At 60.1% G+C, this 26,770-nt stretch carries 24 protein-coding genes; 8 read left to right on the top strand and 16 right to left on the bottom strand.

Annotation, left to right across the window (positions count from 1 at the left end; all coding sequences use genetic code 11):
• Positions 1-18 precede the first annotated feature (18 nt).
• Complete coding sequence (locus IAU67_RS00540; protein WP_151842733.1) at positions 19-1,011, bottom strand: NAD(P)H-dependent flavin oxidoreductase; 993 nt, start codon at positions 1,009-1,011, stop codon at positions 19-21.
• Between the two features lie 185 nt (positions 1,012-1,196).
• Between IAU67_RS00540 and IAU67_RS00535 the strand changes: the two genes are divergently transcribed.
• Positions 1,197-1,529 carry a hypothetical protein gene (locus IAU67_RS00535; protein WP_187767926.1) on the top strand — a complete coding sequence of 111 codons (333 nt, stop codon included), beginning with the start codon at positions 1,197-1,199 and terminating at the stop codon, positions 1,527-1,529.
• A gap of 32 nt (positions 1,530-1,561) precedes the next feature.
• Here IAU67_RS00535 and IAU67_RS00530 read toward each other — a convergent pair whose 3' ends face one another.
• On the bottom strand, positions 1,562-2,062 hold the full coding sequence (locus IAU67_RS00530) for an NAD(P)H-dependent oxidoreductase (RefSeq protein ID WP_151842735.1): 501 nt from the start codon (positions 2,060-2,062) through the stop codon (positions 1,562-1,564).
• 22 nt (positions 2,063-2,084) lie between these two features.
• Between IAU67_RS00530 and IAU67_RS00525 the strand changes: the two genes are divergently transcribed.
• Together IAU67_RS00525 and IAU67_RS00520 are read left to right on the top strand one after the other, a co-directional pair.
• The gene (locus IAU67_RS00525) at positions 2,085-2,666 is read left to right on the top strand and encodes a gamma carbonic anhydrase family protein (RefSeq protein ID WP_151842736.1); all 582 of its coding nucleotides are present in this window, start codon (positions 2,085-2,087) and stop codon (positions 2,664-2,666) included.
• Between the two features lie 30 nt (positions 2,667-2,696).
• Positions 2,697-5,435, top strand: coding sequence for an acyltransferase family protein (locus IAU67_RS00520; protein ID WP_151842737.1), 2,739 nt, complete (start codon positions 2,697-2,699; stop codon positions 5,433-5,435).
• 49 nt (positions 5,436-5,484) lie between these two features.
• Here the strand turns inward: IAU67_RS00520 and IAU67_RS00515 are convergent, their stop codons facing one another.
• From IAU67_RS00515 to IAU67_RS00505, 3 genes are all read right to left on the bottom strand, one after another.
• Positions 5,485-6,816: a glycosyltransferase family 87 protein gene (locus tag IAU67_RS00515; protein ID WP_151842738.1), complete on the bottom strand. Its 1,332-nt coding sequence runs from the start codon at positions 6,814-6,816 to the stop codon at positions 5,485-5,487.
• A 34-nt stretch (positions 6,817-6,850) separates the two neighbouring features.
• Entirely contained in the window at positions 6,851-9,037 is a 2,187-nt protein-coding gene (locus IAU67_RS00510) for an acyltransferase family protein (protein WP_151842739.1), read from the bottom strand.
• A 156-nt stretch (positions 9,038-9,193) separates the two neighbouring features.
• Complete coding sequence (locus IAU67_RS00505; RefSeq protein ID WP_151842916.1) at positions 9,194-9,892, bottom strand: DJ-1/PfpI family protein; 699 nt, start codon at positions 9,890-9,892, stop codon at positions 9,194-9,196.
• 90 nt (positions 9,893-9,982) lie between these two features.
• On the opposite strand from IAU67_RS00505, the gene IAU67_RS00500 reads away from it, so the two are divergent.
• Positions 9,983-10,306: a YbjQ family protein gene (locus IAU67_RS00500; protein WP_151842740.1), complete on the top strand. Its 324-nt coding sequence runs from the start codon at positions 9,983-9,985 to the stop codon at positions 10,304-10,306.
• Positions 10,307-10,408: 102 nt separating this feature from the next.
• Here the strand turns inward: IAU67_RS00500 and IAU67_RS00495 are convergent, their stop codons facing one another.
• Complete coding sequence (locus tag IAU67_RS00495) at positions 10,409-12,145, bottom strand: purine-cytosine permease family protein (RefSeq protein ID WP_151842741.1); 1,737 nt, start codon at positions 12,143-12,145, stop codon at positions 10,409-10,411.
• A gap of 254 nt (positions 12,146-12,399) precedes the next feature.
• Entirely contained in the window at positions 12,400-13,188 is a 789-nt protein-coding gene (locus IAU67_RS00490; protein WP_225723555.1) for an SDR family oxidoreductase, read from the bottom strand.
• A gap of 116 nt (positions 13,189-13,304) precedes the next feature.
• On the opposite strand from IAU67_RS00490, the gene IAU67_RS00485 reads away from it, so the two are divergent.
• Positions 13,305-14,918 (top strand): serine hydrolase domain-containing protein, encoded by a 1,614-nt coding sequence (locus tag IAU67_RS00485; RefSeq protein ID WP_151842742.1) that lies wholly within the window; start codon positions 13,305-13,307, stop codon positions 14,916-14,918.
• A gap of 103 nt (positions 14,919-15,021) precedes the next feature.
• Here the strand turns inward: IAU67_RS00485 and IAU67_RS09925 are convergent, their stop codons facing one another.
• The 4 genes from IAU67_RS09925 to IAU67_RS00460 all read right to left on the bottom strand — a co-directional run bounded on the left by IAU67_RS09925 (position 15,022) and on the right by IAU67_RS00460 (position 19,860).
• Positions 15,022-16,455, bottom strand: coding sequence for a PLP-dependent transferase (locus IAU67_RS09925; protein WP_225723556.1), 1,434 nt, complete (start codon positions 16,453-16,455; stop codon positions 15,022-15,024).
• Between the two features lie 157 nt (positions 16,456-16,612).
• A complete protein-coding gene (locus IAU67_RS00470) occupies positions 16,613-17,992 on the bottom strand; it encodes an MFS transporter (RefSeq protein WP_225723557.1) in 1,380 nt (459 codons plus the stop codon).
• 125 nt (positions 17,993-18,117) lie between these two features.
• Positions 18,118-18,609: a toxin-antitoxin system HicB family antitoxin gene (locus IAU67_RS00465; protein WP_151842743.1), complete on the bottom strand. Its 492-nt coding sequence runs from the start codon at positions 18,607-18,609 to the stop codon at positions 18,118-18,120.
• 396 nt (positions 18,610-19,005) lie between these two features.
• A complete protein-coding gene (locus IAU67_RS00460; protein ID WP_225723558.1) occupies positions 19,006-19,860 on the bottom strand; it encodes an HNH endonuclease family protein in 855 nt (284 codons plus the stop codon).
• Between the two features lie 133 nt (positions 19,861-19,993).
• Between IAU67_RS00460 and IAU67_RS00455 the strand changes: the two genes are divergently transcribed.
• Complete coding sequence (locus IAU67_RS00455) at positions 19,994-20,746, top strand: PaaI family thioesterase (RefSeq protein WP_151842744.1); 753 nt, start codon at positions 19,994-19,996, stop codon at positions 20,744-20,746.
• 501 nt (positions 20,747-21,247) lie between these two features.
• On the top strand, positions 21,248-22,267 hold the full coding sequence (locus IAU67_RS00450) for a hypothetical protein (RefSeq protein WP_151842745.1): 1,020 nt from the start codon (positions 21,248-21,250) through the stop codon (positions 22,265-22,267).
• Positions 22,268-22,492: 225 nt separating this feature from the next.
• On the opposite strand, the gene IAU67_RS00445 is transcribed toward IAU67_RS00450, so the two are convergent.
• Positions 22,493-22,663: a hypothetical protein gene (locus IAU67_RS00445; protein ID WP_187767925.1), complete on the bottom strand. Its 171-nt coding sequence runs from the start codon at positions 22,661-22,663 to the stop codon at positions 22,493-22,495.
• 42 nt (positions 22,664-22,705) lie between these two features.
• On the opposite strand from IAU67_RS00445, the gene IAU67_RS00440 reads away from it, so the two are divergent.
• Positions 22,706-24,013, top strand: coding sequence for a hypothetical protein (locus tag IAU67_RS00440; RefSeq protein WP_151842746.1), 1,308 nt, complete (start codon positions 22,706-22,708; stop codon positions 24,011-24,013).
• A 141-nt stretch (positions 24,014-24,154) separates the two neighbouring features.
• Here IAU67_RS00440 and IAU67_RS00435 read toward each other — a convergent pair whose 3' ends face one another.
• The 4 genes from IAU67_RS00435 to IAU67_RS00420 all read right to left on the bottom strand — a co-directional run bounded on the left by IAU67_RS00435 (position 24,155) and on the right by IAU67_RS00420 (position 26,562).
• Positions 24,155-24,739, bottom strand: a complete 585-nt coding sequence (locus IAU67_RS00435; RefSeq protein ID WP_151842747.1) for a GNAT family N-acetyltransferase — start codon at positions 24,737-24,739, stop codon at positions 24,155-24,157.
• Between the two features lie 128 nt (positions 24,740-24,867).
• Entirely contained in the window at positions 24,868-25,158 is a 291-nt protein-coding gene (locus IAU67_RS00430) for a hypothetical protein (RefSeq protein WP_151842748.1), read from the bottom strand.
• Positions 25,159-25,324: 166 nt separating this feature from the next.
• On the bottom strand, positions 25,325-26,005 hold the full coding sequence (locus tag IAU67_RS00425; RefSeq protein ID WP_151842749.1) for a hypothetical protein: 681 nt from the start codon (positions 26,003-26,005) through the stop codon (positions 25,325-25,327).
• A 26-nt stretch (positions 26,006-26,031) separates the two neighbouring features.
• Complete coding sequence (locus IAU67_RS00420) at positions 26,032-26,562, bottom strand: hypothetical protein (RefSeq protein WP_151843549.1); 531 nt, start codon at positions 26,560-26,562, stop codon at positions 26,032-26,034.
• Positions 26,563-26,770 lie beyond the last annotated feature (208 nt).

Below are 26,770 nucleotides of genomic sequence, written 5' to 3'. Positions count from 1 at the left end.
CCAGCCGGGCCCGCACCACTACCCCAGCCGGGTCCGCATGCGCTCCAGGAAATGCATGGCGTCGTCGTGGAGCATGTCCACCACCTTGCCCGCCGGCATGCGCGAGCGCAGCAGGCTCACACCCTGACCCGCGTGAAGCTTCAGCTCATCGGCGTAGTCACCACCCGGCGCGCGGGCGGCAATGAGTTCGTCGTCGCTCACTTCGCCACGTTCCCGCAGCTCAGCGTACGCGTCCACGAAGGAATTACGGATGGTTCGGGTGGGCCAGGTTTCGGTGTCCCATGCCTGCTGTTCCGCAATGTCGTAGATATCGGTGAGCACGGCGTCGGTGGATCGGGCGTTAACGGACGCTTTCTGCAGTTCTTCGCCGCCGAGGCATTCGGGGCTGGCGAGGAAGGCGGTGCCCACCCAGGCTGCGTCGGCGCCGGCGGCGAGGACGGACGCCACGCCGCGGCCCGAGCCGATGCCACCCGCCACGGCCACGGGGATCGCCGGCGCGTGGATTTCCATGTAGTCCAGGGCGATCTGCATCCATGGGGTGGTGCCCAGGCGTCCGGTGTGACCGCCGGCGTCTGTGCCTTGCACCGTGATGGCGTCAGCCTCGGCCGCCAGGGCCGTGCGGAGTTGCGCGATGGTGTTGACGGGCTGGACCACGCTGATGCCGTGGTCGTGCGCCTCTTCCACGTAGCGGGTGGAGTCGCCGAATCCTAGAGATACGACGCTTGGGCGCGCGTCCAAGACAGCCTTCCACTGTTGCTCACCCAGCTCTGGGTTCTTCTCCATCGCCCAGAGCATAAGGCCGATGCCGTACACGCCGCCCTGGCGGGCGATGGCTGCCTGCTCGGTGATCCATTCGGGCGATGCCGAGGCGGAGACGCCAAAGGTTCCGAGGCCGCCGGCGAGGCTGACTGCTCGAGCCAGCTCGCCTCCGGCGCGTCCGGCCATAGGGGCGGAGACGATGGGCTTGTCGATACCCCACAATTTAGTCAGTCGAGTAGTGAAAGAGCTCATACCTATTAGTTTAGACGTTATAACGATGCGTGCCTACTGTCACGTGGCGTTCGGCACTGAAGTGCGTGGCACAGACTAGCAACCACGTGGAGCGCGTGCAAGGGGTGGCGAGAGCCCCGGTTTAAGGGGTGGCGAACAGTCCTACTTGACCGCGTGTGTAGGGGCCACGCAGTACTATGACAATTATGGCTAAGAACAACCAGTTTTCCCTGAAGTCCGCCCGCGACGTCAACACCGCTGCTGTGGTGTCTACCGGCCTGATTGGTGGGTGGCTCACGGCCCGCGAGACCGGCATTCGTCCTCTTGGTGGCGTGATCCTGGCCGCTGCTGGCGGCTACGCGGCTCGCTCTTGGGCGGCGAAGGCCGGGGCTCCTGTCGCTGCGGGCTTGACCGCCGCGTACGTGGGTGCCTTCGGTGCGTCCCACCCGCTGGCTAAGAAGATCGGGGCGTGGCCTGCTGTGCTCACCGTGACCGGTACGGTGGCGGGGCTGGCTTACGCGTTGTCTGATTCCCAATAACACCGACGCCGCCGGTTCACCCCGTCGGCGGCTCACCCCAACGCCGCGCCGACGATGGTCTGCGCCATCTCCGTCAGCGCTTCGCGGTGTGGATCCACCTCACCGCAGAACTCCACGGGCTCAGCGGCCACGTCCACGCTGAAGCCCGTCGTGAGGGTGCGCATGGCCTTGGCGGCGCCCGTGGTGTCGTAGCCGCCGCGGATCCACCAGCTGGCGGGCTTTCCTTCGGTGCGCTCGTGCGCCTGCACGAACACCACGTCGAAGTAGTGTTTCAGCGCGCCGGAGATGTAGCCGAAGTTCGCGGTGGTTCCGAAAATCACGGCGTCCGCGGCCACCAGTTCCTCGGCGAGTTCCTTCTCTGGCATGCCCTCCAGCGGGGTGCGTTCCACCACGTCCACGTGGACATCGAAGTCGCTACTGGTGTTGATCGTCTCTGCGGCGTCCCGTACCGCGGTCAGCACTGTGTCTGCGACATCGCGAGCTGTGGGCGTGGGGCTGTGATGGATTACAAGAATCGTGCGCGTAGAGGTCATGTTCCCATTATCCTTAAAAAGCATGAACACGCCCCCACACGCTCAACCACTCATCCTGCCGTTTAACGGCAAAGTCCCACGTATCCACCGCTCGGCGTATATCGCCCCGAATGCGACGATCATCGGCGATGTGGAAATTGGACCCGACGCCTCGGTGTTCTATGGATGCGTCCTCCGTGCTGATGTCGGCTCCATCAGAATCGGCGCCCGGACGAACATCCAAGACAACTCCGTGATCCACGAGGAGTCCTCTGCCCCCTGCATCCTGGAGGAGGACGTGACCGTGGGCCACATGGCTCTGCTCCACGGCACGCACGTGGAGAAGGGAACCCTGGTGGGCATGAAGGCGGCTCTGCTGTCTCGGTCCCACGTGGGCCCGGGCACCCTCATCGCCGCGGGAGCCGTGGTGCTGGAGGGCCAGGAGATCCCGGCTAAGTCTCTGGCCGCAGGCGTTCCGGCGAAGGTGCGCCGGGAGCTCAGCACGGAAGAATCCGAGTATTTCATCACCCATGCTGCGAAATACGTGAACACCGCGAAGGCGCAGGCTCGTGCGACGGGATCGAAGGCAGAAGTGCTGCGTTTAGAGGATGTCTTCTTTGAATAGGGCCTAGTCCACCGATACTCTTGAAGGGTTATGTCTAGCAGCACATCAGGGAACAGCACGCCTACACGGCGTTTCCGCACCGATATCGAAGGCCTCCGTGGATTCGCCATCGCACTGGTTGTTGTTTTCCACGTTTTTGTGGGACGAGTGTCCTCTGGTGTGGACGTATTCCTTCTTCTCGGTGGCGTGTTCTTCTTCTCAGGCCAGTTGAATAATGCGCTGAATCCGAAGGGGCAAACGCTGCTGCAGTCCCTGGTGCGCATTATCCGCCGCCTGTATCCGCATCTTGTGGTGGTGGTCGCGGCGACGCTTGGTGGCGGCCTGATTGCGCTGTCCACGCTGCAGCATTCCAACCTTGCTCACGACGCCGTGGCGTCCCTGGGCTACTTCCAGAACTGGTCGCTTGCGAACACAGGGCGTGAGTACGCTGCCATCCAGCAACAGGTCAGCCCGTATCAGCACCTGTGGTCGATGGCGGTGCAGTTCCAGATCTACGTGGGCAGCCTGCTGTTCATTTGGCTGTTTGCCCTGGTGGTGCGGAAGTATTCACGCCCCATTTTTACGGTTACCTTGGTGGTCGCAACGCTGGCGTCGTTTATCTATGCCACATGGCTCCACGTCGACGATCAAACGTTGAACTACTACTCCACGTTCTCACGTTTCTGGGAGATCGGGCTGGGCGGCCTGCTGGGCATTGTCATTACCAGCCGACGCAGCCGCACTCGCACCGACGGCAGCCCTGCGTTGCTGATGGCTCGGGCGCCGCGGTGGACTCGCTGGGTGATGGGTGTGGTCGGCATCGCCGGCATCATCTTCACGGGCCTGTTCCTGGATGGTGCGCACCAGTTCCCTGGCCCGTGGACGCTGATTCCTCTGCTGGGCACGGTGCTGATTGTGCTGGCGGGCACCGGCACGGAGTACGAGACCGCGGGCACTGATGGTAAGGCGATCGCGGTGAACCGTCTGCTGGAAAGCGCGCCTTTTCAGTTCTTCGGCCGCATTTCCTATGGGCTGTACCTGTGGCATTGGCCGCTGCTGGTGCTTGCGCTGAACCTGTCCGGCCGTACGCAAGTGCCGGCACTCCTGGGTCTGCTGGTGATCGCGGGGTCCATCGCGCTGGCGTGGATCACGATGCGCGTGGTGGAGAAGCCGCTGCGGCAGCAGTCCAAGCAGGAGCGCTCGTGGGTGAAACTGTTTAGCGGCGTGAAGCCGTTCAAGGTGGCGGCGGCCGTGGCGTTGGCGGGCATTGTGGCGGCGGTTCTGTACGCGCCGACCGTGGTGGATTCCCGTGCGCGCGATAAGGGCGACTTGTTGTGGCAATATGCTTCCAATGCGGACATGTATCCGGGTGCGCGCGCCAACGTGAACAATGAGGATGTGCGGGCGAATCTTCCGCTGGTGCCACCGCTGGAGGATTTTGATGCGCTCACGCCGCAGACAGCTTTTGATGGCTGCTCGCAAGGATTCACGGAATCATTCTTGGTTCTGACTCAGGATTACAACCGCTCCCCTGTGCCGTGCGCCTATGGAGATGTGCATAGTGACCGCACGCTGTATCTTGTGGGTGCGTCTCACTCGGAGCATTTCCTGCCGGCGCTGGACGTGGTGATGAAATCCCGCGGAATCAAGCTGGTGCCGCTGATGAAAATGGCCTGCCCGATTAATTCTTCCCTGCCGCTGGCCGATGGTTCCCCGAACCCGACCTGCCCAGTGTGGTCGGAAGCCGTGATGCAGTACATCCACGATAATCCGCCCACGGAGGGCATTTTCATGACGGGCACCCGACCCACCGGCCTATTGGGCCAGGGGCCTGAGGTGGTTCCCGATGAGTTTTTGAAAACTGTTCAGCAGTTCGATTCGTGGGGCATTCATTCCTACCTTGTTCGCGACAATGTGTGGTTCATGAATAATTCCGATGATTCTCAGGGATTGATGGACATGCGCCTGTGCGTTGCCGACATGATGGAGGGAAAGCGGGGAGAAAACGACGCCGGCAGTGGTTACCCTGGGGTCCACAATGAAATGTCGGTGACCTCCGAGGAGATTTCCGAGATTAATTCCGTGTGCGGCAATACTGTTCGCAGCCGTTTGGAGGAAATTAATCCGGCGACGGGCTCGAAGACGGCTGCGTCTGCCTGGGGTAAGGACTCCTCCCCGGAGGTGTCCTTGCGTGCCCACGAGAGCACGCTGGCGCAGGGAACGAACGGCACGACCGGTACGAGCGGCACTGGCGGTGCAGCGCCGATGGCGGGACTGGTTCCCACGGGCTATGTGGATCCGTCGGGCAATCGCTTCTACGTGAACAGCGCTGGCGCGGTGTTCTACACCACCCCTGCGGGTGCGTTGTACCAGCAGGATGCGTATGGAAACTCCATGTTGGTGTCCAGCGCGCCGTCGAAGAAGGGCGACTCGTCGTCGAAGAAGGACAAGGGCGCGAGCAGCTCCAGCACGTCGAGATCCTCCAGTGCCACCAGCACCTCGAGCAGTTCCAGCGAGACAGCCACGAGTACTGAATCGAGCACAAGCAGCGATTCTGCCGAACCAGAGCGCGACTCGGGCACCAAGGCTCTTCCCAACAACGGCGCCTACAAGGGCCTGAGCGTGACCAACCTTGACCTCACGCCAGTGCTGTGCCGCGATAATTGGTGCCCGGGCATCATCGGCAACGTGGTGGTGTACCGAGACAGCCACCACTACACGAACGTGTTCGCGCGCACCCTGGCGCAGGAAATTGAGCGCCAGATGTTCGGCAGCGTGACTGTCGACTAAAGGCCGGCGCGCGTCGACCGGCGCGCTGCGCACCGCGGCTCAGCGCCGGCTAGCCCAGCTGCGCCTGGCTGTGCGCCGCCTGGTTGTGCGCCACCCGAGCCTGCGAAGGCCGGTTCTTCAGCGCCCAGCCCAGGACAAACGTAGGGATAAACATCCAGGCGATGGAGGCCTGCCAGCGAAGCACGCTATGGATAACTCCCCAGTCCTCCGGCACTTCGAAGGCAAACACCAGGCAGAAGTAGGCTAACCACATCCACACGGAATGCATGGGAGAGGACGGCCGCAGCACCGTGATGAGCAGCGGGAACAGCCAGATGCAGTAGTAGCCCTGCACCAGCCCGCTGCACATGAGCAGACCGCAGAACAGGACGCTCGCACTGGTAGCAGCCCAGAAGAATGGGTCGTGATGCCGCCAGGCGAACAGTGCCCACACGGCGCCGAGAGTGACCAGCATCAAGACAACCTTCAGCCCCAGCACTAGCTCGGGGTTCCACCCCAGCTGCAGACCCATGCCGTCCAGCGAGCCATTGTTGTAGTCCCGAGGCTCGCCGATGTACGGCAGCAGGCGCTCGAAATAGTCCCCTGGGCGGGCCATGGTGGCATAACCCAACGCGAAGTACAGGCAGAACAACAGACCAGCCACCAGCAGCACCGCCCACTGGAATGTGAGAACAGACAGCACCGCCAGCGCCACGAACTGGGGCTTAATGCTCAACGCCACGGACAGCACTACCGCGGCAACCAGAGTATCGGGGCGCTTGAGACTGCTCACCATCCACGGAAAGAGCGGCTCATCACTGGCCCGCCGGGCTCGCAGGAGGGACACCGTCGCCAGGATGAAGATGACCTGAAGCAACAGCAAGAAGCCATTGATGTTGGTGTACTTCAAGGTCGATCGCACGGGCTCGGCGAAGAAGAACGTGACAGTCACGAAGCCAGCGCAGACCACCAGCGCGCGGCGCCCCGGTCCCGCCACCGCCCTGGCCAGCAGATACATCGCCAACAGGATGCAGCCGGCCCCGGCAAGCAGCATCACCCAGCGCGCCAGATCACGGCCCGGTAGCCAGCCAAGAGGGCTGATGAGCAGGGTTCCTCCGGGCGAGTACAGATAGTGGGGGTCTTGAGTTGAATAGTCCTCGTCGTACACCGGCTGACCGGAGAGGTACTTGGTGACGGCGTTCCAGATGGGGTCGAAATCCGGACCGGAGGAGCCTAAGGGCTGAAGAACAACGGCCAGCAGCACGGCGGCTCCCGCCACCACAAACAGAAACTTCGCAGCCAAAGACCTGCTCGGGCCACCGTGCTGAGCATCGCCCAGGTAGGACGGGCGAGTCAAAGAGTCAATCAGAGTACCAAGTCTGGAGTGCGCGCTGTCTTTCATCACCCCAGAGTCTAGCCCACGGGCCTGAGAACTCTCAGGCAGCGTGCGGGAACATCTGCGCTTCCACTTCCCCGGCCAACATCCGGGAGAACACGTTCGTCAGGTGCGAAGAATCGCGGTAGACCAGCACATTGCCAATCACACCAGGGCACACATGCTCGTCACACAACCCGTCGGTCAGATCCACATGCGTCACATCCAACCCGGCCAAGCCCTCCAACGCAGGGTTCACATCCTGGAAGGCAGCCTGGCGGGACATGCCGCAGTTCGCGTCCACATCCTCCGGGTCGTACAGGCCATCGGCCACACACAAACGAACATCAATATCGCCGATGTCGTCGTGAGGCCACGGGGTATCGCGTTGCGCCCACACGTGAATCCCGGCGTCGTTGAAACGGGTCACAAGATCCCGCACGCCCGGCGCGAATTCCTCCGGCCCCTTCGTCCCCGGCTCAGGATGCGTGGAAATCAGGTACACGCCCTCCGTGGGCGGGTTGTCCAGGATGTAGCGCGTGGTGGATTCCTGCCATTCGCCGCACTCCGGGTAGTCTCCGCCATCGGAGCGGACGGCACCGCCGCCAGGGTAGCAGCTCATCTTCACCAGCACCTTGACCTTGATGCCGCGCTCCTTGCCCATGGAGTCCAGGGCCGGCAGCATGTGCTCAGCATGGGAGTTTCCGAACAGGTAGATCGTCCGATCGGAATCCACATCGCCATACACGCAGGGGTCCGAGCCGCTATTGCGGTCGTGGGTTAGCACCGGCTCGGCCTCTTCGAACAATGCCGAGCAGCCGTCCACGTGAGTCTTCGGGTACATCGAATCCACGTTCGCGTTCGCGTCCGGGATCGGCGTGGCGCTCGACACCTTCTGCCCGGACAGGAGGTCCTGGGGGCCGGGATACACCTCCGGCTCGGCACTGACCACGGCCTCGGAATCCACGTCCCTCGGGGCCACGGCAACGGACAGACCCACCACCGCGACAGCGGCGGCGGCCACATATGCCGCTCCCAGACGGCGGCGATGGCCGGAGTGGAAGGCTGTTTTCATGTAGGCGGCGTCGAAGAGAATCCAGCTCCGCGAGCGCGGCTTCACGACCTGCCGCAGCGGAGTTTCCACGAAACGGTAGGTCAGCCATGCCAGGCCCAGGGACACAAGGATCGTCCCGATGCCCACCGCCGCGCCCAGGCCACCCGGGATCGTGGCGAAGATACCCATGCCGCTGTGCACGGTGCGGCGGTCATCGCCGGCGAAATAGAACGTCGCGAGCACCAGAAGCGGCCAGTGCCACAGATACAGACTGTAGGACGTTTTACCCAGGAACTGCAGCGGACCGGACTCCAACAGCGCGCGCACGCCCGCCGGATGTTCCCCCGTCGCAGAAGGATTGCCAGCCAGAATCACCAGCGCCGCACCGGCCAGCGGGATCAGCGTGGCAGGGCCAGGGAACTGCTCGGCGCCGTTGAGGAACACGCCCGTCCCCACAATCAGCAGCAGACCCACTACCGCGGCGGGGAGCCGGAACGCATCCATCGCCTTCGGCAACGGCTTCGCAATCACCCACATGCCGAAAATGCCGCCCAGGCCAATCTCCCAGAAACGAGACAGTGGCGAATAGTAATTCCAGCCTTGGTCCGTGCCGTGCAGGTACAGCGCGTAGATGAAGCTCGCGATCGTCGCGACCACCACCAGCGCCCGCAGCGCCGTGGCCGACCAGTGCGCACGCCGGGTCAGCGCCGCAATCAGGGCGATCACCAGCAGGCCGCCGACGTAAATCTGCATCTGCACCGACATCGACCACAAATGCTGGAACAGGCTGACGTCCCGGCTGATCGCGGCGTAGTCGTTATTGTTCAACGCCAGCTGGAAATTCTGCCAATACGTCATCGACGCCACCGCGTCCTGCCCTACCGGACCCCACCTGGCAGGTGAATACACCAGCAGGGCCAGGAGGAAACTGAGCCCCACGACTGTGACCAGCGCCGGGAAGAGACGGCGGAGCATGCGCACGATCGCCTGCACCACGGTGAGGCCCTGTGGGTTCACTGCGTTACGAATCTGAGAGGCGAAGAAGAAAACACCCCCGACGAACAGGAAGACATCCACACCTGAGGACACACGTCCTACGAAGATGTGGAAGATCACGACCAGCGAAATTGCGAATCCGCGTAGCCCATCTATGTCGTTTCTATAAGCGCCCGAGCGGCCAGTGGGGGTAGCCATAACAAAATACAGTTTAGGGGTTTTCTTAGGAACGCACCTAATCCGATGGGGATGGGGCGGCGATGGCGGTTGTGTTGGTGTGGTGTTGGGGACGGGATGGGACGGCCGTAGTGGGGCGTGAGGTGGCGTGGTTGAGAGGCGGGCGTCGGATAAAAATCAGGCGAAGGGGTCATCCTCGGGGTCGGTCTGGGCGCGCAACTCGATGGCGTGGGCAATGGCGTCGGCGCGGGCGGCGCCCCAGTAATGGGCGACGAAAGCGCAGGCCATGTCCATCCCCGCGGCCACACCGGAGGAGGTCCAGCGGTCGCGGTCATGGACCCAGCGGGCACGGCGCTGCCACTCCACGGTGCTGCCGAAACTGGTCGCCCAGTCGTAGGCGCGCTTGTTGGTGGTGGCCCGGTAGCCGTCCAAGAGGCCCGCCGCGGCGAGCAGGGCCGAGCCCGTGCAGACGGAGGTGAGGAGCGTGGCGTTCTTCGCGGTGTCCGTGAGTGCCTGGAGGAAATCTGGATCTTCGATCAGCGTGCGCGTTCCCATGCCGCCGGGGATCAGGAGGGCGTGGCCTGAGGCGTTGGGTTGTGTGGTGTTGGGTTGTGTGGTGCTGGTCTGGGGGTTGCTGGCTAGCGCTGTGTCGGCTAAGGCTGTATCAACTAAGGCGCGGTCAGCCTGGAAGACCGCACCTTGGGAGCTTCTGGCTGGTTGCCCGTCAAGCGTCACGTACTCGAGCTCGAGACCATCGATCTGGGACCAGACCTCCACCGGGCCGGCGACGTCGAGAAGCTCGAAGCCGTCGAAGAGGAGGATTGTGATGTGGCGGGGCGGTTGCTGGGAAGAGGTCTGGGCAGGTTGCTGGGGCATGACGCGCAGGAAACCCTTCTCTAGGATGGGGAAGGAAGACACATGCTTCGAGGAAACAATCATCGAAGACTAAGGATTAAGGAGAATATCATGATTGTCAGCACAACTGCGACTGTTCAAAACCACGTCGTCGATGACTACATCCGCATCGTCTCTGGTGAGACGGTCGTGGGCATCAACATGCTCAAAGACATCGGCGCAGGATTCCGCGACATCTTCGGCGGGCGCTCCAAAGGCTACGAGGATTCCATCGGCAAGGCGCGCGAAACTGCCCTGGCAGAGATGGTTGATCGGGCTATCGAACAGGGTGCTAACGGTGTGATTGGTGTGAAGATCGACTACGAATCCGTGGGCACGGGCGGCATGATGCTGGTCACTGCTACCGGCACTGCGGTGACCCTGCGCCCTGAATAGCTCTCCTATCCAAGGCTTCTACAAAATGTTCGACCAAAACGCCAGATTTGGGGCGAAATCTGGCGTTTTGGTCGAACAATTTGTGAAAGAGAAGTGTGGGGATCAGCGGTCGGCGTCCGCCGGCAAGATATGCGCTCCTTCCTTATCCAATGTCAGCGCAATGGAAGACACATAGAGCCTCTCCCCATCCGGACCACGCTGCGGTGACGCGAGCATATCCGGCCGCTCCACTTCCTCCCCGGTGATCGCACAGGTCAGCGTCTCCGCGCTCGGATTCCCATGCTCATCGAGCATAGGGAGGTCGATGCCATCGGACCGGCGTCGAAGATAATATTTACCTCGCGTGAGCACAGCCATCAGGGGCGTGACGACCACCGCAAGCAGCGCGGACACCAAAGGAGCAAACGCCGCGAGGGGCGCACCGAACGCGCCGAAGAACACGGCCACGGACACGCCACCGGCCAGCAGCACGGAGACAATGCCGACCGGGTTGTAGTCGTGCAGCATCCCACGGCGGAACTCCGGCTGCCGCGGGGACAAGTTCAACAGATACTTGTTAAACACAATGTCCGCGGCGACCGTGAAGATCCAGGCAATCGCGAAATTAGAATAAAAAGCCAGCACGAAACTCAAAACCTGGAACAGGTTGAACTCCATCAACGCCAAAGAAATACCCACGTTCAGCAGGACAAACGTCACACGACCCGGATAGCGCTTAACGCATCGAGAGTAAATGTTGGTCCACGCCACTGAACCGCAATACGCGTTGGTGACATTGATCTTGATCTGCGAAATAACCACCAGGAACACAGCAAGCACCAAAGCCAACCACGGGGGCATAAGGTCAGAATAGAGTGAGAAGAACTGGTTCACCGGCTCAATAGCCAGGTCCGTAGATTGACCCAGAGTCGCAATAATGTACACGCCCAGAAACGCGCCGATGATCTGCTTCGTCGCTCCAAAAAACACCCAACCCGGGCCACCCAGGATCACTGCTGTCCACCATGCTCGCCGATTCTGGGGCGTCTTGGCTGGCATAAAGCGAAGGTAGTCGATGTTTTCAGCAATCTGAGCTACCAGAGACAAGCACACTCCCGCCGCCAGCATCATAGCTGCGAGAGACACACCGGAACCATTTTCCCCTGAGTACTGCATGAATGTCGAGACGGATCCCGGCTCCTTCACGAGCAAATAGACCATTGGGAGAATCATCATGACCAACCACAGAGGATTAGTCCAGGATTGCAGCTTCGCGAGAAACTTCATTCCATAGATCACCAGCGGAATGATCATGAGAGAGGAGACAAGATAGCCCGCCCACAGGGGCAGCCCGAAGCCCAGTTTCAAGCCTTGGGCCATGATCGCGCCTTCTGTGGCGAACAGAATAAAGGTGAAGGAGACAAAGATCAGGTTCGTGAGAATAGATCCCATGTACCCGAAACCTGAGCCGCGGGTAATGAGATCCAAGTCCACGTTATAGCGGGCCGCATAATAGGCCAGCGGGAACGAAGAAATGAAGATCAAGACTGCGGCGATGAGGATTCCGCCGAGTGCATTGACCGTGCCGTGCTGGATTCCAATCGTGGCGCCGATGGAGAAATCGGCCAGGTAGGCGATGCCGCCCAGAGCGGATCCTGCCACCACAGCTGGGGTCCACCTGCGGTAATGGCGCGGCGCGAACCTTAAGGAGAAGTCCTCGGAGGACTTTGCCGCGGCTTTGCGAGCTTCGGCAGCTTGCGAGGCATCAGGCGTGCCTGCGGGTGATGGTCTCGCTGATGCTTTGCCTGATGGTCCGGCAGTTGACGTGTCTGCTGTGTTGAGTGTGAGTGATTGAGTCATGCCCTGCACTGTATGGGGGCAATATTTCACCTCTAGGTCTACTTCGGTAACAGGTGTGTTTCACTCTCGTCCAAAGCGGGGCTCCGTGTTTCAGTTATGTTTCCATAACGGGCGCGGCCACCCCGGGTGCGGCCACCGGGCGCAGCCCGCCCAGCAGGCATGTGGGGCGCAGCCAACCGAAAAAAGTTCGACCAAAACGCCAATTTTGGGGCGAAAATTGGCGTTTTGGTCGAACAATTTGTAAGAAGCTGGGGCTAGACCTGGTCTATCGGCCGGATCATAATGGACTCCACATCCATATGCGCTGGTCGCGCAGCAATCCACCGGATCGTCTCACCGATATCCTCCGCCACCAGGTTCTGCACATCCGCGTACACAGAATCCGCACGCTCCTGGTCGCCCTTGAACCGGTTCAAAGAAAAGTCCGTCGCCACGCGCCCCGGATCCACCTGGCACACGCGCACGTTCCGCTCCGCAAACTCCATGCGCATCACATCGGTCAGCGCCGTCTCTCCGAACTTCGCGGCGTTGTATCCAGCACCGTTGCGGTACGCGCCGCGCCCCGCCACGGACACCACGTTGATCACCTGCGGTGCCTCCGCCTTCTCCAAGGCGGGGAACAGAGCCCGCGTCACCTCCAGCGTGCCCATCACGTTCGCTTCGTACATCCAGCGCCAATCGGCGGCGTCCGTGTCCAGGATCGGCTCCAGCCCGCGCGCGCCGCCGGCGTTGTTGACCAGCAGGTCCACGCCCTGCGCGCCTTCGGTCTCGACGATCTCCTCCACCGTGCTCGCCAGGGCCTGCACGCTTTCCAGGTCCGTCACGTCAGTCTCGGCCACCCATGCTTTCCCACCGAGCGCCTTAATCTCGTCGGCGACCCGATTCAAGTGCGCTGGGCGTCGGGCAGACAGGACAACGATCCATCCGTCCTTCGCAAGCAATTTCGCGGTGGCTTCCCCAATTCCCGCCGACGCCCCCGTCACCACAGCAATTCGGCCGCCGACGGGGAGATTGACGTTGTTAATATCCATGTTGTTACCCATGTCGCCAATCTTAAACCCAGTGGGTGGCGTGGCGGAGTCGCCTCGCGGATCGGCGGTATTGTCATACACGGAGCTTTGTACAGGCGCTGTCACCGGCGCTTTTCACAGGAGGACGCATGCGCACTGGCACGAAAATCGCCGCGGGAGTGGGAGGCGGCGTGGTGGCCACGGCTGTCATCCTGGGCACGGTCGTTGGCACTCAAGCCGCGCCGGAGGCTCGGGTGGGTACGGGCTATGCGGCGCAGGCGTCCTGCGTGCAGCATTTCATTAACAAGACTGGCTCGGGGCCGGATCTGCCGGATGAGCCGATCGCGAAGCTGCTCAGCACCAGCTTCAACATCCCGGAGGATAAGGTGCAGGCCAGTGTGTTTGGGCTGTATGCGTCTGAGGCTTTTTATACCGAGGGGGTGGGGTGCACCGTCGCGGAGGAGCGGCCCGAGTTTAAGAACGAGGTGCCGGATATTGATGAGCGTGTGCGCCAGGTGATCGAGGCGAAGGGCATCGGGCATCCGGAGAAGCCATTGGCTGATGGGGAGGCGCAGCGTGCGGTGGATGCTGCGGTGAAGAAGGCGTTTGAGGTGGACGGCACGCGGGGTGTGGTGGTCGTGAAGGATGGGAATCTGATTTCGGAAGAATACGCGAAGGATTATAAGGCGTATAACGCGCAGCTGGGGTGGTCCATGACGAAGTCTGTGGCGAATGTGCTGATGGGGCGTGTGGAGCAGCTGGATCCGGACTTTTCTGTGCAGGATTCGGCGCTGACTGGGTTGGATTGGGTTGATACTGACAGTGGTATTACTGATGGCACTGCTGATGGTACTGCTGATTCGGACGGTACCGCCGGTAGTACCACCACCTCGCGAGAAAAGAAGGCCACCAAGGCAGACATCACCTACTCCGACCTGCTCCGCATGCAATCCGGCCTGGCCTGGGATGAAACCTATGACACCACCGGTGATGTCGCCCGCATGCTCTACACCAGCTCGAACATGGGCAAGTTCGTCGCGGACAAGGACCTCGAGCACGCGCCCGGCACGTACCGCGAGTACTCCACCGGCTCCACCACGCTAGCGTGCGCCGCGATGCAGGAAAAATCCTCGGTGGCGCAGCGCGCTGGCGTGGCGTTGGCGTGGGAAACGCTGTTCAGGCCGGTGGGGATGGCCAGTGCCATGATTTCCCCCGACGCCCACGGCACACTCCAGTGCGGCTCCAGCGCCTATGCCACGCCTCGTGACTGGGCGAAGTTCGGACAGTTCGTCATGAACAACGGTGTGGTCAATGGGCGGCAGCTGCTGCCGGCCGGGTGGATGAAGTCCTCCTTGACGGAGCATGAGGTGGATGAGGTGCAGAAGAACAAGGATGGCTCGGATCCGGGTCATTACGGTTCCGGCTGGTGGTTGAACAGCGCCACCACGGGCGAGGCGGCCTTCGGCAGCGGGGCTGATGACGCGTACGGCACGAGCGGCAGCGCAAGCGAGAGCGCGGGCACCACCGGCAGCGACGGCACGAGCAGCCGCACGGGCTCAGGCAGCCGGACGCATACCGACGACCGCACCTACGCAGACCTTCCTGCGGATATGTTCTGGGCCGATGGGCACGATGGCCAGTTCATGGTGGTGGTGCCGTCGGAGAATCTGATCGTGGTGCGCCAGGGATTCTCCCCTGGCGTGGGTGTGAGCAGCTCGAAGACTCTGGATATTGTCCGGGCTGCGATCACAGCGACGCACTAGCGCCGTGCAGCGCACTGACGCTGGCCGCGACCCAGCGCTGCGCGCCGAGTAGGCTCCGCGCGACAACGCTCAGCGCCGCGTCGCGCCGCTCGCGGCGCCCGCGCTAGAGCTGCGCGAGCGCCTGCTCCACGTCCGCCAGCAGGTCGTTGATGTCTTCAATGCCCACAGAGATACGGACCAGGTCATCTGGCACCTCCAGCTGAGATCCCTTCACAGACTGGTGCGTCATGGTGCCCGGGTGCTCCAACAGGGACTCCACACCGCCCAGGGATTCCGCCAGACAGATCAGCTTGGTGGACATACAGAACTTCAGCGCCGCCTCCTGGTTGTGGAAGCGGACCGACATCATGCCACCAAAGCCCTTGCCCGTGGACTGCTTGGCAGCCACCTCGTGGCCGGGGTGCGTCTCCAAACCGGGGTACAGCACCTCCTTTACTTCAGGCCGGCCGCTCAAGTACTCCGCAATCGCCAGCGCATTGGAGCTGTGACGCTCCATGCGCACACCAAGGGTTTTCACTCCTCGGGCAGCGAGGTAGGCGTCGAACGGCGAGGCAACCGGCCCCACTCCACCGAGCAGGAAGTCGAGCTTCTGGTCCAGCAACTCGTTGTTGCAGATCACCGCTCCACCGACCACATCCGAGTGGCCGCCGATGTACTTCGTGGTGGAATGCAGAACCACGTCCGCGCCCTGTTCCAGGGGGCGCTGCAGGTAGGGGGAGGCGAAGGTGTTGTCCACGATGAGCTGGGCGCCGGGGATGATGGCGTCGAAGTTCGTGGCGTGCACCAGGTTCTGGGCTTCCTTCACGGGGCTCGCGTTCTCGCCAGCACCGGCAGTGGCACCAGCAGCGCTCTCACCAGAGCCGGCAACCTCGGCCGGGTTCTCGGCATTCGCTGGGTTCGCCGTGTTTACAGCGCCCTCGCCCGGCGCGCCGACACCAGCGATACCCTCAGCTTCCTCAGCATCCTCAGCGACCACACCATTGCGCACATTGTGCGCCTTCACGCGCTCCGCCACGGCCTGAATATCCGTCACCGCCATCAGCGGATTCGTAGGAGTCTCCAGCCACACCACCTTGGTGTTCTCCTGCAGCGCACCGGCCACAGCGTCCACGTCGGTGGTGTCCACCACGGTCAGCTCCACGCCCCACTCGCGGAAGAACGTGTTCAGCAGGCGGTAGGTGCCACCGTAGGCGTCGTGCCCAATGATGACGTGATCCCCCGGCAGCAGCAGCGCCCGCAGCAGGATATCCGTCGCCGCCATACCCGACGCAAACACTCGGCCGTATCGTCCGCCCTCAAGACGCGTGAGCGTCTGTGCCAACGACGCCACCGTGGGATTCGCCACTCGCGCATACTCAAACCCACCGCGAAGGTCGTTCGGGGCATTCTGGGCGAACGTGGTGGACGCCCAGATAGGAACGTTGATGGAACCCATATGCTGATCGGGGGTCCAACCAGCGTGAATGGCGGCGGTGTCGAAGCCGCTGAACTCATGAGATCCGTGAGAATCAGAGCCGTGGGAATCGTGGGCGCTCATGGAAGACCTTCCTTAAACGAGACATCGGGGCTATCAGCGCGCCGGCGCACTAGTATGCGCCGGAGCGAACCACTGTGCGCTGGCGGTCGCCACTGCGCACAGGTACATGAACGCAGTGTATCGCAACTAGACCAAGCTGTTCACTTTAAGGGGAGGTTTATGGAGTGCGAGGTTCGGCGTCGGTCTCTAAAGGATCAATGGAATCCGCAGCACCCGCACGCGGCGCCACCGTCACCCGCGACGCAATCTCCGACTCCGCGAAATAATCAGCCCGCGCCACCGGCTTGCGGCCATGCACCGCGAAATACACGCCCGCAGCCACCACCGTCAGGCCCGCCAACAGCCAATACATCGGGGAAAAGCCCAGCTGGGTGACTACAAGACCCAACAGCAACGGGCCGAAGCCCACGCCCACGTCCATGAGCAAGAACATCGTGGAAATGCCGGCGCCCATCTCCCGCACATCCACCAAACGCACGGAAATCGCCTGCACAGCCGGCATCAGCGAACCATACCCCAAGCCCACCAACGCACCAGCAACCACAACCTGCCAATCAGCAGATACGCACGCCAACAGCGCCAGGCCGGCCACGAAGGACACCAACGCCATGTAAATCACCGCGTTGTCCCCACGCGCATCCTGCACGCGGCCCAGAATGAAACGCATCACCAAGGACACGCCGGCATACGCGAGGAAGAACAAGCTGGCGCCGGTCATCAGGCCGTTGGCCTCGGAGTACGCGTTCAGGTACGTGATCACTCCGGCGTACGCCACACCCACCAGCAGCATGAACGAGCCGATCGGCGCGACCTTCGGGTGGATCACTGACGCCAGGGAGAAGCGCTTGCGTGGGGTGGAGTTGTCGGCATTGCCAGAAGCGGGGCCGTGACCAGCCTGCGCGTCGCCCGGCTCGGGCAGCTTCAACAGCAACCCCAGTCCCAGCGCCACCACGGACAGGCTCAGCACCGTCACGAAGATGGCGCTGTAGCCCACGTGCTGCGACAGCGCCAGGCCAGTTGCCGGTCCCAGCGCGGTCGCCAGCGTCACACCCAACGTGAAGTAGCCGGTGCCTTCGGCACGACGGCTGCTGGGGATCAGGGATTGCGCCACGGCCATGATGGCCGTGGAGGCCACGGCGTAGCTCACGCCATGCAGAATGCGTACAACTATCAGTAGTGGCAGTGATTGTGCGGGGAAATACAGCGCACAGGAAATAGCCACCGCGACCAGGGAAAACAGCAGCGTGCGCTTGTGGCCCATCGCGTCCACGATGTAGCCGGAGAACATGCGGGCGAACGTCGCGCCCACCACGAAGGACGAGGAGGCGAAACCACCCGCAGTGTCAGACGCCTGGAATTGCTGCACCGCATACAGCGCCATCGTGGTGACCAACAGGTAAAACACCATGAATTGCGCGAAGTTCACCAGCCAGGCGAGCACAAAAGTTGGGGAGACGATCTTCTCCGTTTTCGCGGACGTTGTCGCGGATGTTTTCGCGGACTTCGAGGCAGACGTTGAAGCGGACGTTGCGGACACCTTCTTCCTATCTGGGCGCGGCCAGCCCTTGTGCAACAATGAGCAACAAAACCCAGCGGCAGCGCGTCCGACTGGGTTTGTAATCGTTTGATGTACTGCAACTGTAGCACCCGCACACGCGGCGCTTACCCAGCGGCCAGCTTTTTCAGGATGAGTTGATTGAGGCTGATGCCATTCTCCGCCGCCTCGTATGCGAGCGCGCGATGCAGGTCCTCCCCCAGCCTGACCTGCAGCCTTCCGGAATATGTCCGCGTGGACAGCGGCTGTGGCACGTCCGCGCCTGTTGCGGCTGCGCGCTCCAGAACGCGGGCGACGTCCTGTTGTGCGCGGGTCAATGCCCCTTCCGAATCCGACGCCAACACTCTCACATCCGGAAACTCCACCGATGTGCAGAGGAACTGTTCGTGCGTGGGGTCCCAAGCAACTCGATAGCTGTAGTGCTCGGCCTCCGCGCGTGTGTTCGTTGAGTCCGCGCGCGGGTCTGTAACGGTACGGCGCTCGACATCCGCCCGCGCGTCCGTGGAACTGTGTTGCCCAACTCCCGCCCGCGCGTCCGTGGCGGTTTTCCCGCCCGTCCTTCGAACGGTGCGTCGTTGAATGCGGCTGGCTGGTGGCATGGCGTAAGCCTCCTCAGGTGGCTGTGTATAAGGTGCGTTGGTTGCGACCGACTCCTTGAGGAGCAGCCTACCCTGCCTGTCCTACACACAGCTCTACACGACCGCCCCCATCGGAACTGTCCACCATCCCTTCCAGCCCCGACCCCGCGCACAACAAAACCCTGGGCTTCTGACTTCCCAGGGTTGTGCTGACATTCACCACGACACTAGCGAACGTATTATCCATATTGACGGATTAACCAATCCATTAACCAATCTTCTGTGCGGCCGATGCACTCAACCGCAGTGATTTCTATAGTGATGCCTCGACCTTGCAGTCCCATGACCTCGGATTAAAAGCCCCTTAACCATTCCCTGGCAACACTCTGTGAAGAAAAGTGCTGCGCACGCGCGCCCCTACGCAACCCTGTCGCCGCAACGCCCCAGCTCACGAGCCATCGCGTCCTTCTCCGCCTGCGTCACCCACAACCCATACTCATGCTTCACACGAATCTGAGTCGCCACGTACTGACAACGAAAAGCACTGTTCGGCGGGAGCCACGTCGCCGCGTCCCCCGCAGACTTCTTCTGATTCTGCAGCCCATCAACCGCCAGCAAATTCATCGGATCATTAGCGAACTGCTCCCGACGCTCCGGCGTCCACCCCTGTGCCCCCTTCTGCCACGCATCCGCCAACGGCACCACATGATCAATATGCACCGCGTTACTGGTTTTCGGCCCACGCTGAAACTCAATACCCTCCCCGGTAAACGGATCCACCAAATGCCCGCTCAGCACTTTGCACCCTTTCGGCGCCACAATGTTCGTCATATCGCGCGCAAGAACGTCATTGCGCTGATCGCAGCCATTACGATCCACGTCCTTCCACCGCTGACCAAACTGACCACGTTCGTACCCCGTCTTCGGGGCTCTCCCGGCCACGGCCAGCGTCTCCCACTGCGCCCACACGTCCGCCGTGTTCATTCCCGTGATGCCGACCACATGCGCCCATACTTGCCCCGACGCCCGCCTCTCGTCCCCACCAGCCCCCGCCTCATCCTGAGCCTCGGAAGCGCCCTCCCCAGGGCGCTCATCTATATCTTCCGCCGCCTCATCCTGAGCCTCGTGAGCCTCCTCACCAGCAGACTCGGCATCGTGGGTGAGGTGGGGGGACGGTGCGCTGGGCGTCGGATATTCAGACACATCAGAACAGGCCACCGCACACAAGCCCACCATCGCAACAAGAAACACGGCAAGGAAAGAGGTACGCATGTCAAACACTCTAGCGGGTGGCTCCTACACACCCCTCGCATATTCGGACATACGTTCCACGGGCGGCGGGCGATCCCGAGGCGCCGCGACCCATTGGGTATTGTAGATAAAAATATAAGAAGGATGTGATGTCATGAACCTACGCAAAACCATCAGCAACATCGCCACCCAAGGCATCGAAAACCCACAGCTCACCCGACGATTCCTCAACGCCTGGGCACCCCTATTCGGATCCGGCATCCGCATCACCCACGTAGCCGACGACTGGTCCACCGCACGCATCGAACTCAAACTACGCCCCTGGACACAAAACATGCACGGCGCAGCCTTCGGCGGATCCCTCTTCGCCATGACCGACGTCATGTTCGGAACCATGGTCATGGGACGCATGGGCAGAGACTACGAAGCCTGGACACGCACCGGCGAATTCCAATACATCTCCCCCGGACGCAACGGCGCATACCTAGAAGTTGAATTCAGCGACACCATGCTGGAATGGGTACGCAACACCGTCGCCGAAGACGGCTACTGCAACGTGCCGTACACCTCCATCGTGAAAAACAAAGACGGCTCCGTGGTGGGCATCGGGCAGCAAGACCTCCACGTCCGACCACGCAAAAACGCCACCCGCGTAGCCGCCCCGAAGCATGCGCGCGAGCCACGCGGACTGGTCCTGGAGTCCCTGGCCACGGCCGTTGTGTGGCACTGCTTCCGCGACCAACCCGAAATCCTGACCATCCTCATGTCTGAGCAACGACGCATCCCTTCGCCAGAAAAGCAGATGGAACACGTCATCAACGCCGCGCTGGAGAAGTCCACGAAATCCCGCGACGATCTTCTTGCTTTGGGCATTCCTGAGGCGTACTTGCAGAAGTTCGAGCGCTAGGGGTTTCTGCTTTCCCGAATCGAGGGCAAACTGTCGTTGCACGAGGGTGGCCGTCCTGAATCGAGGGCAAACTGTCGTGATTCCAGCCAAATCACTACAAAATGCCCTCAAAAGAATATCTACAGCCGTGCAGAGGCCACGGCAAAAAGCATATGCGCCCTAAAGCTGACTCCCGCCACGCCCCACAACAAGCCTCACAACGAGCCCCCACGACAGGGCCCACAACAAGCCTCACAACGAGCCCCCACGACAGGGCCCACAACGCACTCCACAACAAGCTCCACTAAGCACCCCGCCACACTCCAAGCCCCCATGCACAGCGAGTTATCCACAGCCATTGCGCCCACACGGCGCCTCCACGCGAAGTTATCCACAGATTTTCGCAAAATTCCACAACCCCCTTGTGCACTACTGCCGATTCTTGGCAGGGTATGCCTTATGTGGAGGGATCAACCAGAACACCATCGGCCGCAGAAACGAACGCCGCCGGACGTCATGCCCGTGCGCGCGGAAGCAATCAGCCGTTGGAGAGCCAACAAAGAATTCGTCCGCGTGGGCCGTGGGGTGCTTGTCCCCAAAGACGCCGCCACCGACGGCCTTTCGCAGGTCACGCGCACGCGAGCCTATTTTTTCATCAATCCGCGCAGCGTCGCAACGCATTTTTCTGCGTTAGCACTAGCGGGTTTATCGATGTGGGTTAATGAACAACCAACGTCGTTTCTAACCATTGGAACTACCGAAATTCGTTATTTTTTATCCGACGCCACAATTCCCGCCAATACACTCATCTTACGTCGACGGTCCATGAATACTCGGCGTTTATCTACCCATTCTCCAGACGCTTCATCTCCTGATTTATATGCGTTAACTCCTATGGCTGCCTGCGCGTCTGTGATTGATGCGTTGGAGCATAATCGGCCGAGTGTTGCCCCATGGTTTACGCCTCTCGTTCCGGGGCTGACCAACATAGAGGTGCAGCAAGTGCAGGTGATGGATGCCGTGCGGCGCTTTTTGTCACCTCATGTCACTGAGGAGGCTGCGTTCGCCGAGGCTTTAGGGGTGGTCAATCAAAAGGTATTTAAGAAAGTGTGGACTCTTTCTTCCTCGTTAGCGGATTCACCTCCGGAGACTGCTCTACGACTTTTATCTCGCAGTCGATGTGGATCTAAGTTCGAGATCTTTCCCCAAGTGGAGATTCTGTGCGGCGGTGTGCGCGTGACAGTCATGGATCTGTTGATTGTGGAGGTGGGAAGTGCTTTATGGGCGTATGTGGGAGAGAAATATTCGTTGGAATTAGCGCAGGTAGGAGAGCTGTTACGTTCGTCCAGGCATGTGGGTTTGCAGTATGACGGCCAGCATCATCTTAATCGCGCTCAGCGCGATTTCGATACGCGTTCTAACCTCACGTGCGATTCCTATGGTTTGGTTGTCCAGCGTATTTCTATCGAGATGCTTCGGAGCCTCCCGCTTTTCGACGAGGTGCTGCACCGAAAGCTCTTCGGCCCTCAGGAACTACCCTAACTCCCACGTGCAGCACCTCCTTCTCCCGCTCCCGTGCGGCTTCAGATCCTCTTTCGAGGGCACTGTGTAGTGATTTGGCCAGAATCACGACAATCTGCCCTCGATCCAGGAAAGTGAGACCAAGAACGTGGTGGGTGCGCCCGTGCAACAGCAAGCAAACCCACAACCCAACCCGCCACCACCCCCACTAATTGAACTACTATTGAAAATAGCTTCCAAAACTTTCTAACCTCGTCTATAGTCAGTCTCTCGAACACCATGTTCTTTAACATGATGTTCCTTCTCACCAATGTTCCTTAAGGCCATGCTCTCGGACGCCATGTTCACGAACTCCATGCTCTCGGACACCATGTTCACGAACACCAAGCCCCTGAACATCAAGTCCTTGACCGCCATGCCCCTTAGGACCATGCTCCTTATAAGATCGACGGGAAAACCATGACTACAAAGCGCACTCTTCTGGCAGCCCTCCTGGCCAGCGGTCTCGTACTGACCGCCTGCTCTTCCGAGGATTCAAAGAACTCGAACGGCTCCAACGGCTCCAACAACTCCCCTAACCAGTCCGCTCAGGCCGATGCCTCCCACGAGCACGACCACGCCCACGACCACGAAGGCGATTCCAAGCAGGAAGAGGTTGCAGGCCCTCAGCCTCGCCTGGTCGCAACGTACGATGGCGGCATTCTGACCCTTGACGCGGAGACCCTGGAGGTCATTAACGATACGAAGCTGGACGGCTTCAACCGCCTTAACCAGTTGGGCGATGGCCGTACTGTTCTGGTGTCCACGAAGGATGGTTTCCAAATATTCGACGCCGGCGCATGGACCGAACCGCATGGCGACCATACTCACTCTTACACTGTGACGCCGTCCTTGAAGGACCATACGTATGAAGCGGTGAAGCCGGGCCACGTGGTTGTTCATGAGGGTCGCGCGCTGCTGTTTGGCGATGGCGATGGTTCCATCCAGGACATTTCCTTGTCGGATGTGAAGCGCGCGAATAAGCGTATGGGATTCGCGAAGCCTGAAAAGACCACGAAGGTTCATCCTCACCACGGTGTTGCTGTGGCGTTGCCGGATGGTGGTATGTTGCACACTGAGGGCACGGAGGATGAGCGCCACACTGTGGTGGCTGTGGATAAGGACGGCAAGGAAACTGCCCGTACCGAGGACTGCCCAGGCGTGCACGGCGAGGCTCCTGCGGCTGGCGCGATCACGGTGGGTTGCCAGGATGGCATCGTGATCTTTAAGAATGGTGCGTTCCAGAAGGTGAAGTCCAAGGATTCCTATGGGCGCATTGGTAACCAGGCTGGTTCTGACGAGTCCCCTGTGGTCTTGGGTGATTACAAGGTGGACAAGGACGCCGAGCTGGAGCGTCCTACGCGTGTGACCTTGACGAACACCGAGACTGGTGAGCTGAAGATCGTTGATGTGGAGGCGAGCTACAGTTTCCGTTCCCTCGGCCGTGGCCCGGAGGGTGAGGCTTTGGTTCTCGGCACCGATGGTAATTTGCGCAAGATTGACCCGAAGACTGGCGAGATCACGGGCAAGTACAAGGTGACCGAGGAGTGGAAGGAGCCTGAGAAGTGGCAGAAGGAGCGCCCAACGTTGTTCGTGTTGGGTGATGTGGCGTATGTCTCCGAGCCTCAGTCGAAGAAGCTGCATGCTGTGGACATTAAGTCCGGCAAGATCATCAAGACCGTGGAGACGCCCGAGGCGTTGAACGAGGTCAATGGCGTAGAGGGGTAATCCCGACGCCGCCCACTCCTGCGCTGCCCACCCAATCCAGTGCCGTGCGGGTCGCGCGGGGTACCCGTGTTAATCCCGACGCCGGCCTCCTTCTGAGCCGGCGCACTCCCGCGCCAACCTCACCCCCAACCGAAGCGGCTGTTACTCAGCCGCTTCGTCGCGTTGGGGCACCGCATGGCGTTCGTCGCTTTGCTTCGCTCCGGGGGCTGGGTCGTCGTTCAGTTTGAGCTGCAGAAGCACCAGGTCCAGCCATTCTCCGAACTTGATGCCCACCTCTTTCATGTGGCCGACGTGCTCAAAGCCCAGCTTTTCGTGGAGTCCGATGGATGGCTTGTTGCTGGCTTCGATGGCGGCAACCATGACGTGTTGTCCGCCTTCCCGCGCGCGATCGATCAGCTTTTCCATGAGCGGGACCGCGATGCCTTTGCCGCGCTGGTCGGAGCGGATGTAGATGGAGTGTTCTACGGAGTAGCGGTACCCCTGGTACGGGCGGAAGCGGCCGTAGGTGGCATAACCGACCACTTCTCCGTGAGTGGGGCTGTTGGCGTCGTCGTCCTCTACGACAAACATCGGGAACCCTTCGCCGGTGCGTTTGCGCCACCATTCGGTTCGGTTGTCCACGCCGACAACCACTTCGTCCCAGATGGCGGTGCCGTTTTCGACGGCTTCGTTGTAGATGTCGGTGATGTAGGGGATGTCTTCTAGGGTGGCATTGCGGATGATCATGCTGCCTCCAGTTGTGCTGTTCTTTTTCGGTTTCGAGCCTAGTCAAAATATCGAGTTCTGCGCACAATAAAAGGCACCCTCCTGATGGAGGGTGCCTTTTGTTACCTCAGTAGCGAGGATTGGCCGGTTTAGTGGTCGTCCCAGTGGCCGTCGTGTGCGGCGTGGCGGTGCCCGTCGTGGATGTAGTCCACGTGGTCGCCGTGTGGAACTGCGACGTGGCCGCAGTTGGGTCCGTGCTCGTGGTCGTGGCCCTCGTGGATGTGGTGTTCGGTGGTTTCACACTCGTCGTAGTGGCCGTCGTGCTCGCGGTGCAGGTGGCCGTCGTGGACGTAGTCGGTGTGGTCGCCGTGTGGGATTGCGACGTGGCCACAGTCTGGGCCGTGCTTGTGGTCGTGTTCTGCGTGAGTGGTGCAGCTCATTGTTCGCTCCTTTGCGATCGTTGTTGCTCTACTATTGAAAATAGTGCATGTTCAATAAGTTGTCAATAACGGCCACCGTAAGGCCTGAGCAGGGGTAACACCTACCTCTCCACTTGCCCCCGAGGGCGCGCAACATTTTCAATTAACTTCATCCGCACACGCGCGGCTAGCCGATCCCCGGAGGAGACCACAACAGGACGCTTTCGATCTCAGGCTCATTGAGTATCTCGTCAACCTGCTCTTGGAGATTCGTGCATATGATCACGCGAGTGCCGTCAATCGGGACAAAGTACAGCCATTCATTGGCTTTCCAGCACGCTGTTGTCAGCGTACGCCTCGTTTTTTCAACATCCATCCTTTCGCCGGTACAGAAAGCCGTAGCAACAGCCCATCCATTGACAATCCTTTTATTTACACCCTTAGGTATTTCTCCTTCATCAATAATGTATCCCCCTTCGGGCAATCCCATTATTGGTCGTAAAAACTGCCAGGGAACGTCTAAATCCACATAATCTGGCGGAATAACTTTACGCTCAAATTGGTTATATAAGCTAGATTCGCACTCACCAACAAATGCCTCGCCGAACGGCTTTATAGGATCTAATTGCAATTCAAATCGACGGGCCACTTCTTTCCAAGTAGCACCGCGGCAAACATTATAATCGTCTCTAATATCCACCTCCGGTAGCATTATTACGCAAAATCTGTACTGATCTTTTAAAGCAAGGACAAAGGTGCCATTGAGCATATCGTATGGCAATAGATCAGAAAATGGAATTTCAACTTCATTGTTAAAGTCCCATGTAGGAACGAGAAAAGTATCTAAATCTAATGTATTATTTCTCATCGGGATCCTAATAACAACTCATCAGTTCAGAGTATCCAGGTGCGTCGCTGGACAGGTTTGCCAGGATAATCTTCAGGCTGGAAATCTACCTGCAGGGTCGCCTGCTGAAGCGCGGGAATATCTATCGCAACCCTTAAAGACGAATCGTTATTCTCTTTTACGACAATTGGGCATTTATCCTGAAACTCTCCACTATCATTCAGGCAACTCAGTGTATCGACCAGTTGCGGATTACCAGAATCATCCAGATAGAAATAGGAAATATCCATATTGCGGATTCTATAACCACCAAATTCTAATGTGACATCTCGCACTACTGACTGCATTAGCGGGTCTGGGAATTCTATTTCATCTTCATTGAGCCACAGTTCCGACCGATACTCATGATCTTTATCTATATACCCCTTATCGATAAGAATAACACTACGAGAACTCGTTTTTATCTTAATAGAAGCTTCAGCATTCGAATCGCCGCGAGGCGAGTCCTTCATTGGCTGATTTTTTGCTACACAAGAACTTATGACAATCATCACGCTTAAAATAACGATTGACAACACTAAGTTTCGCCTTGAGTAAAGGTGTCTAACGCCTGGAACATAGTTCATATAATTCCTCTTATTCACAGGTGATTTCACCGTCAGTCTGTCGCACCATAACCGGATTTACGCTTCCCCATCGCTTGCCTTGAATAATGGCCGCATTGTCGAATTCCGCCTTCCAACGGTATCGAGTTCCCTTAGTACAAGGCGTTACAAGCACTATGAC

The organism is Corynebacterium zhongnanshanii (assembly GCF_014490575.1).
Lineage (GTDB): Bacteria > Actinomycetota > Actinomycetes > Mycobacteriales > Mycobacteriaceae > Corynebacterium > Corynebacterium zhongnanshanii.
The sequence above is the reverse complement of the archived record's forward strand: the minus strand, read 5'-3'. Positions and strand labels throughout refer to the sequence as shown.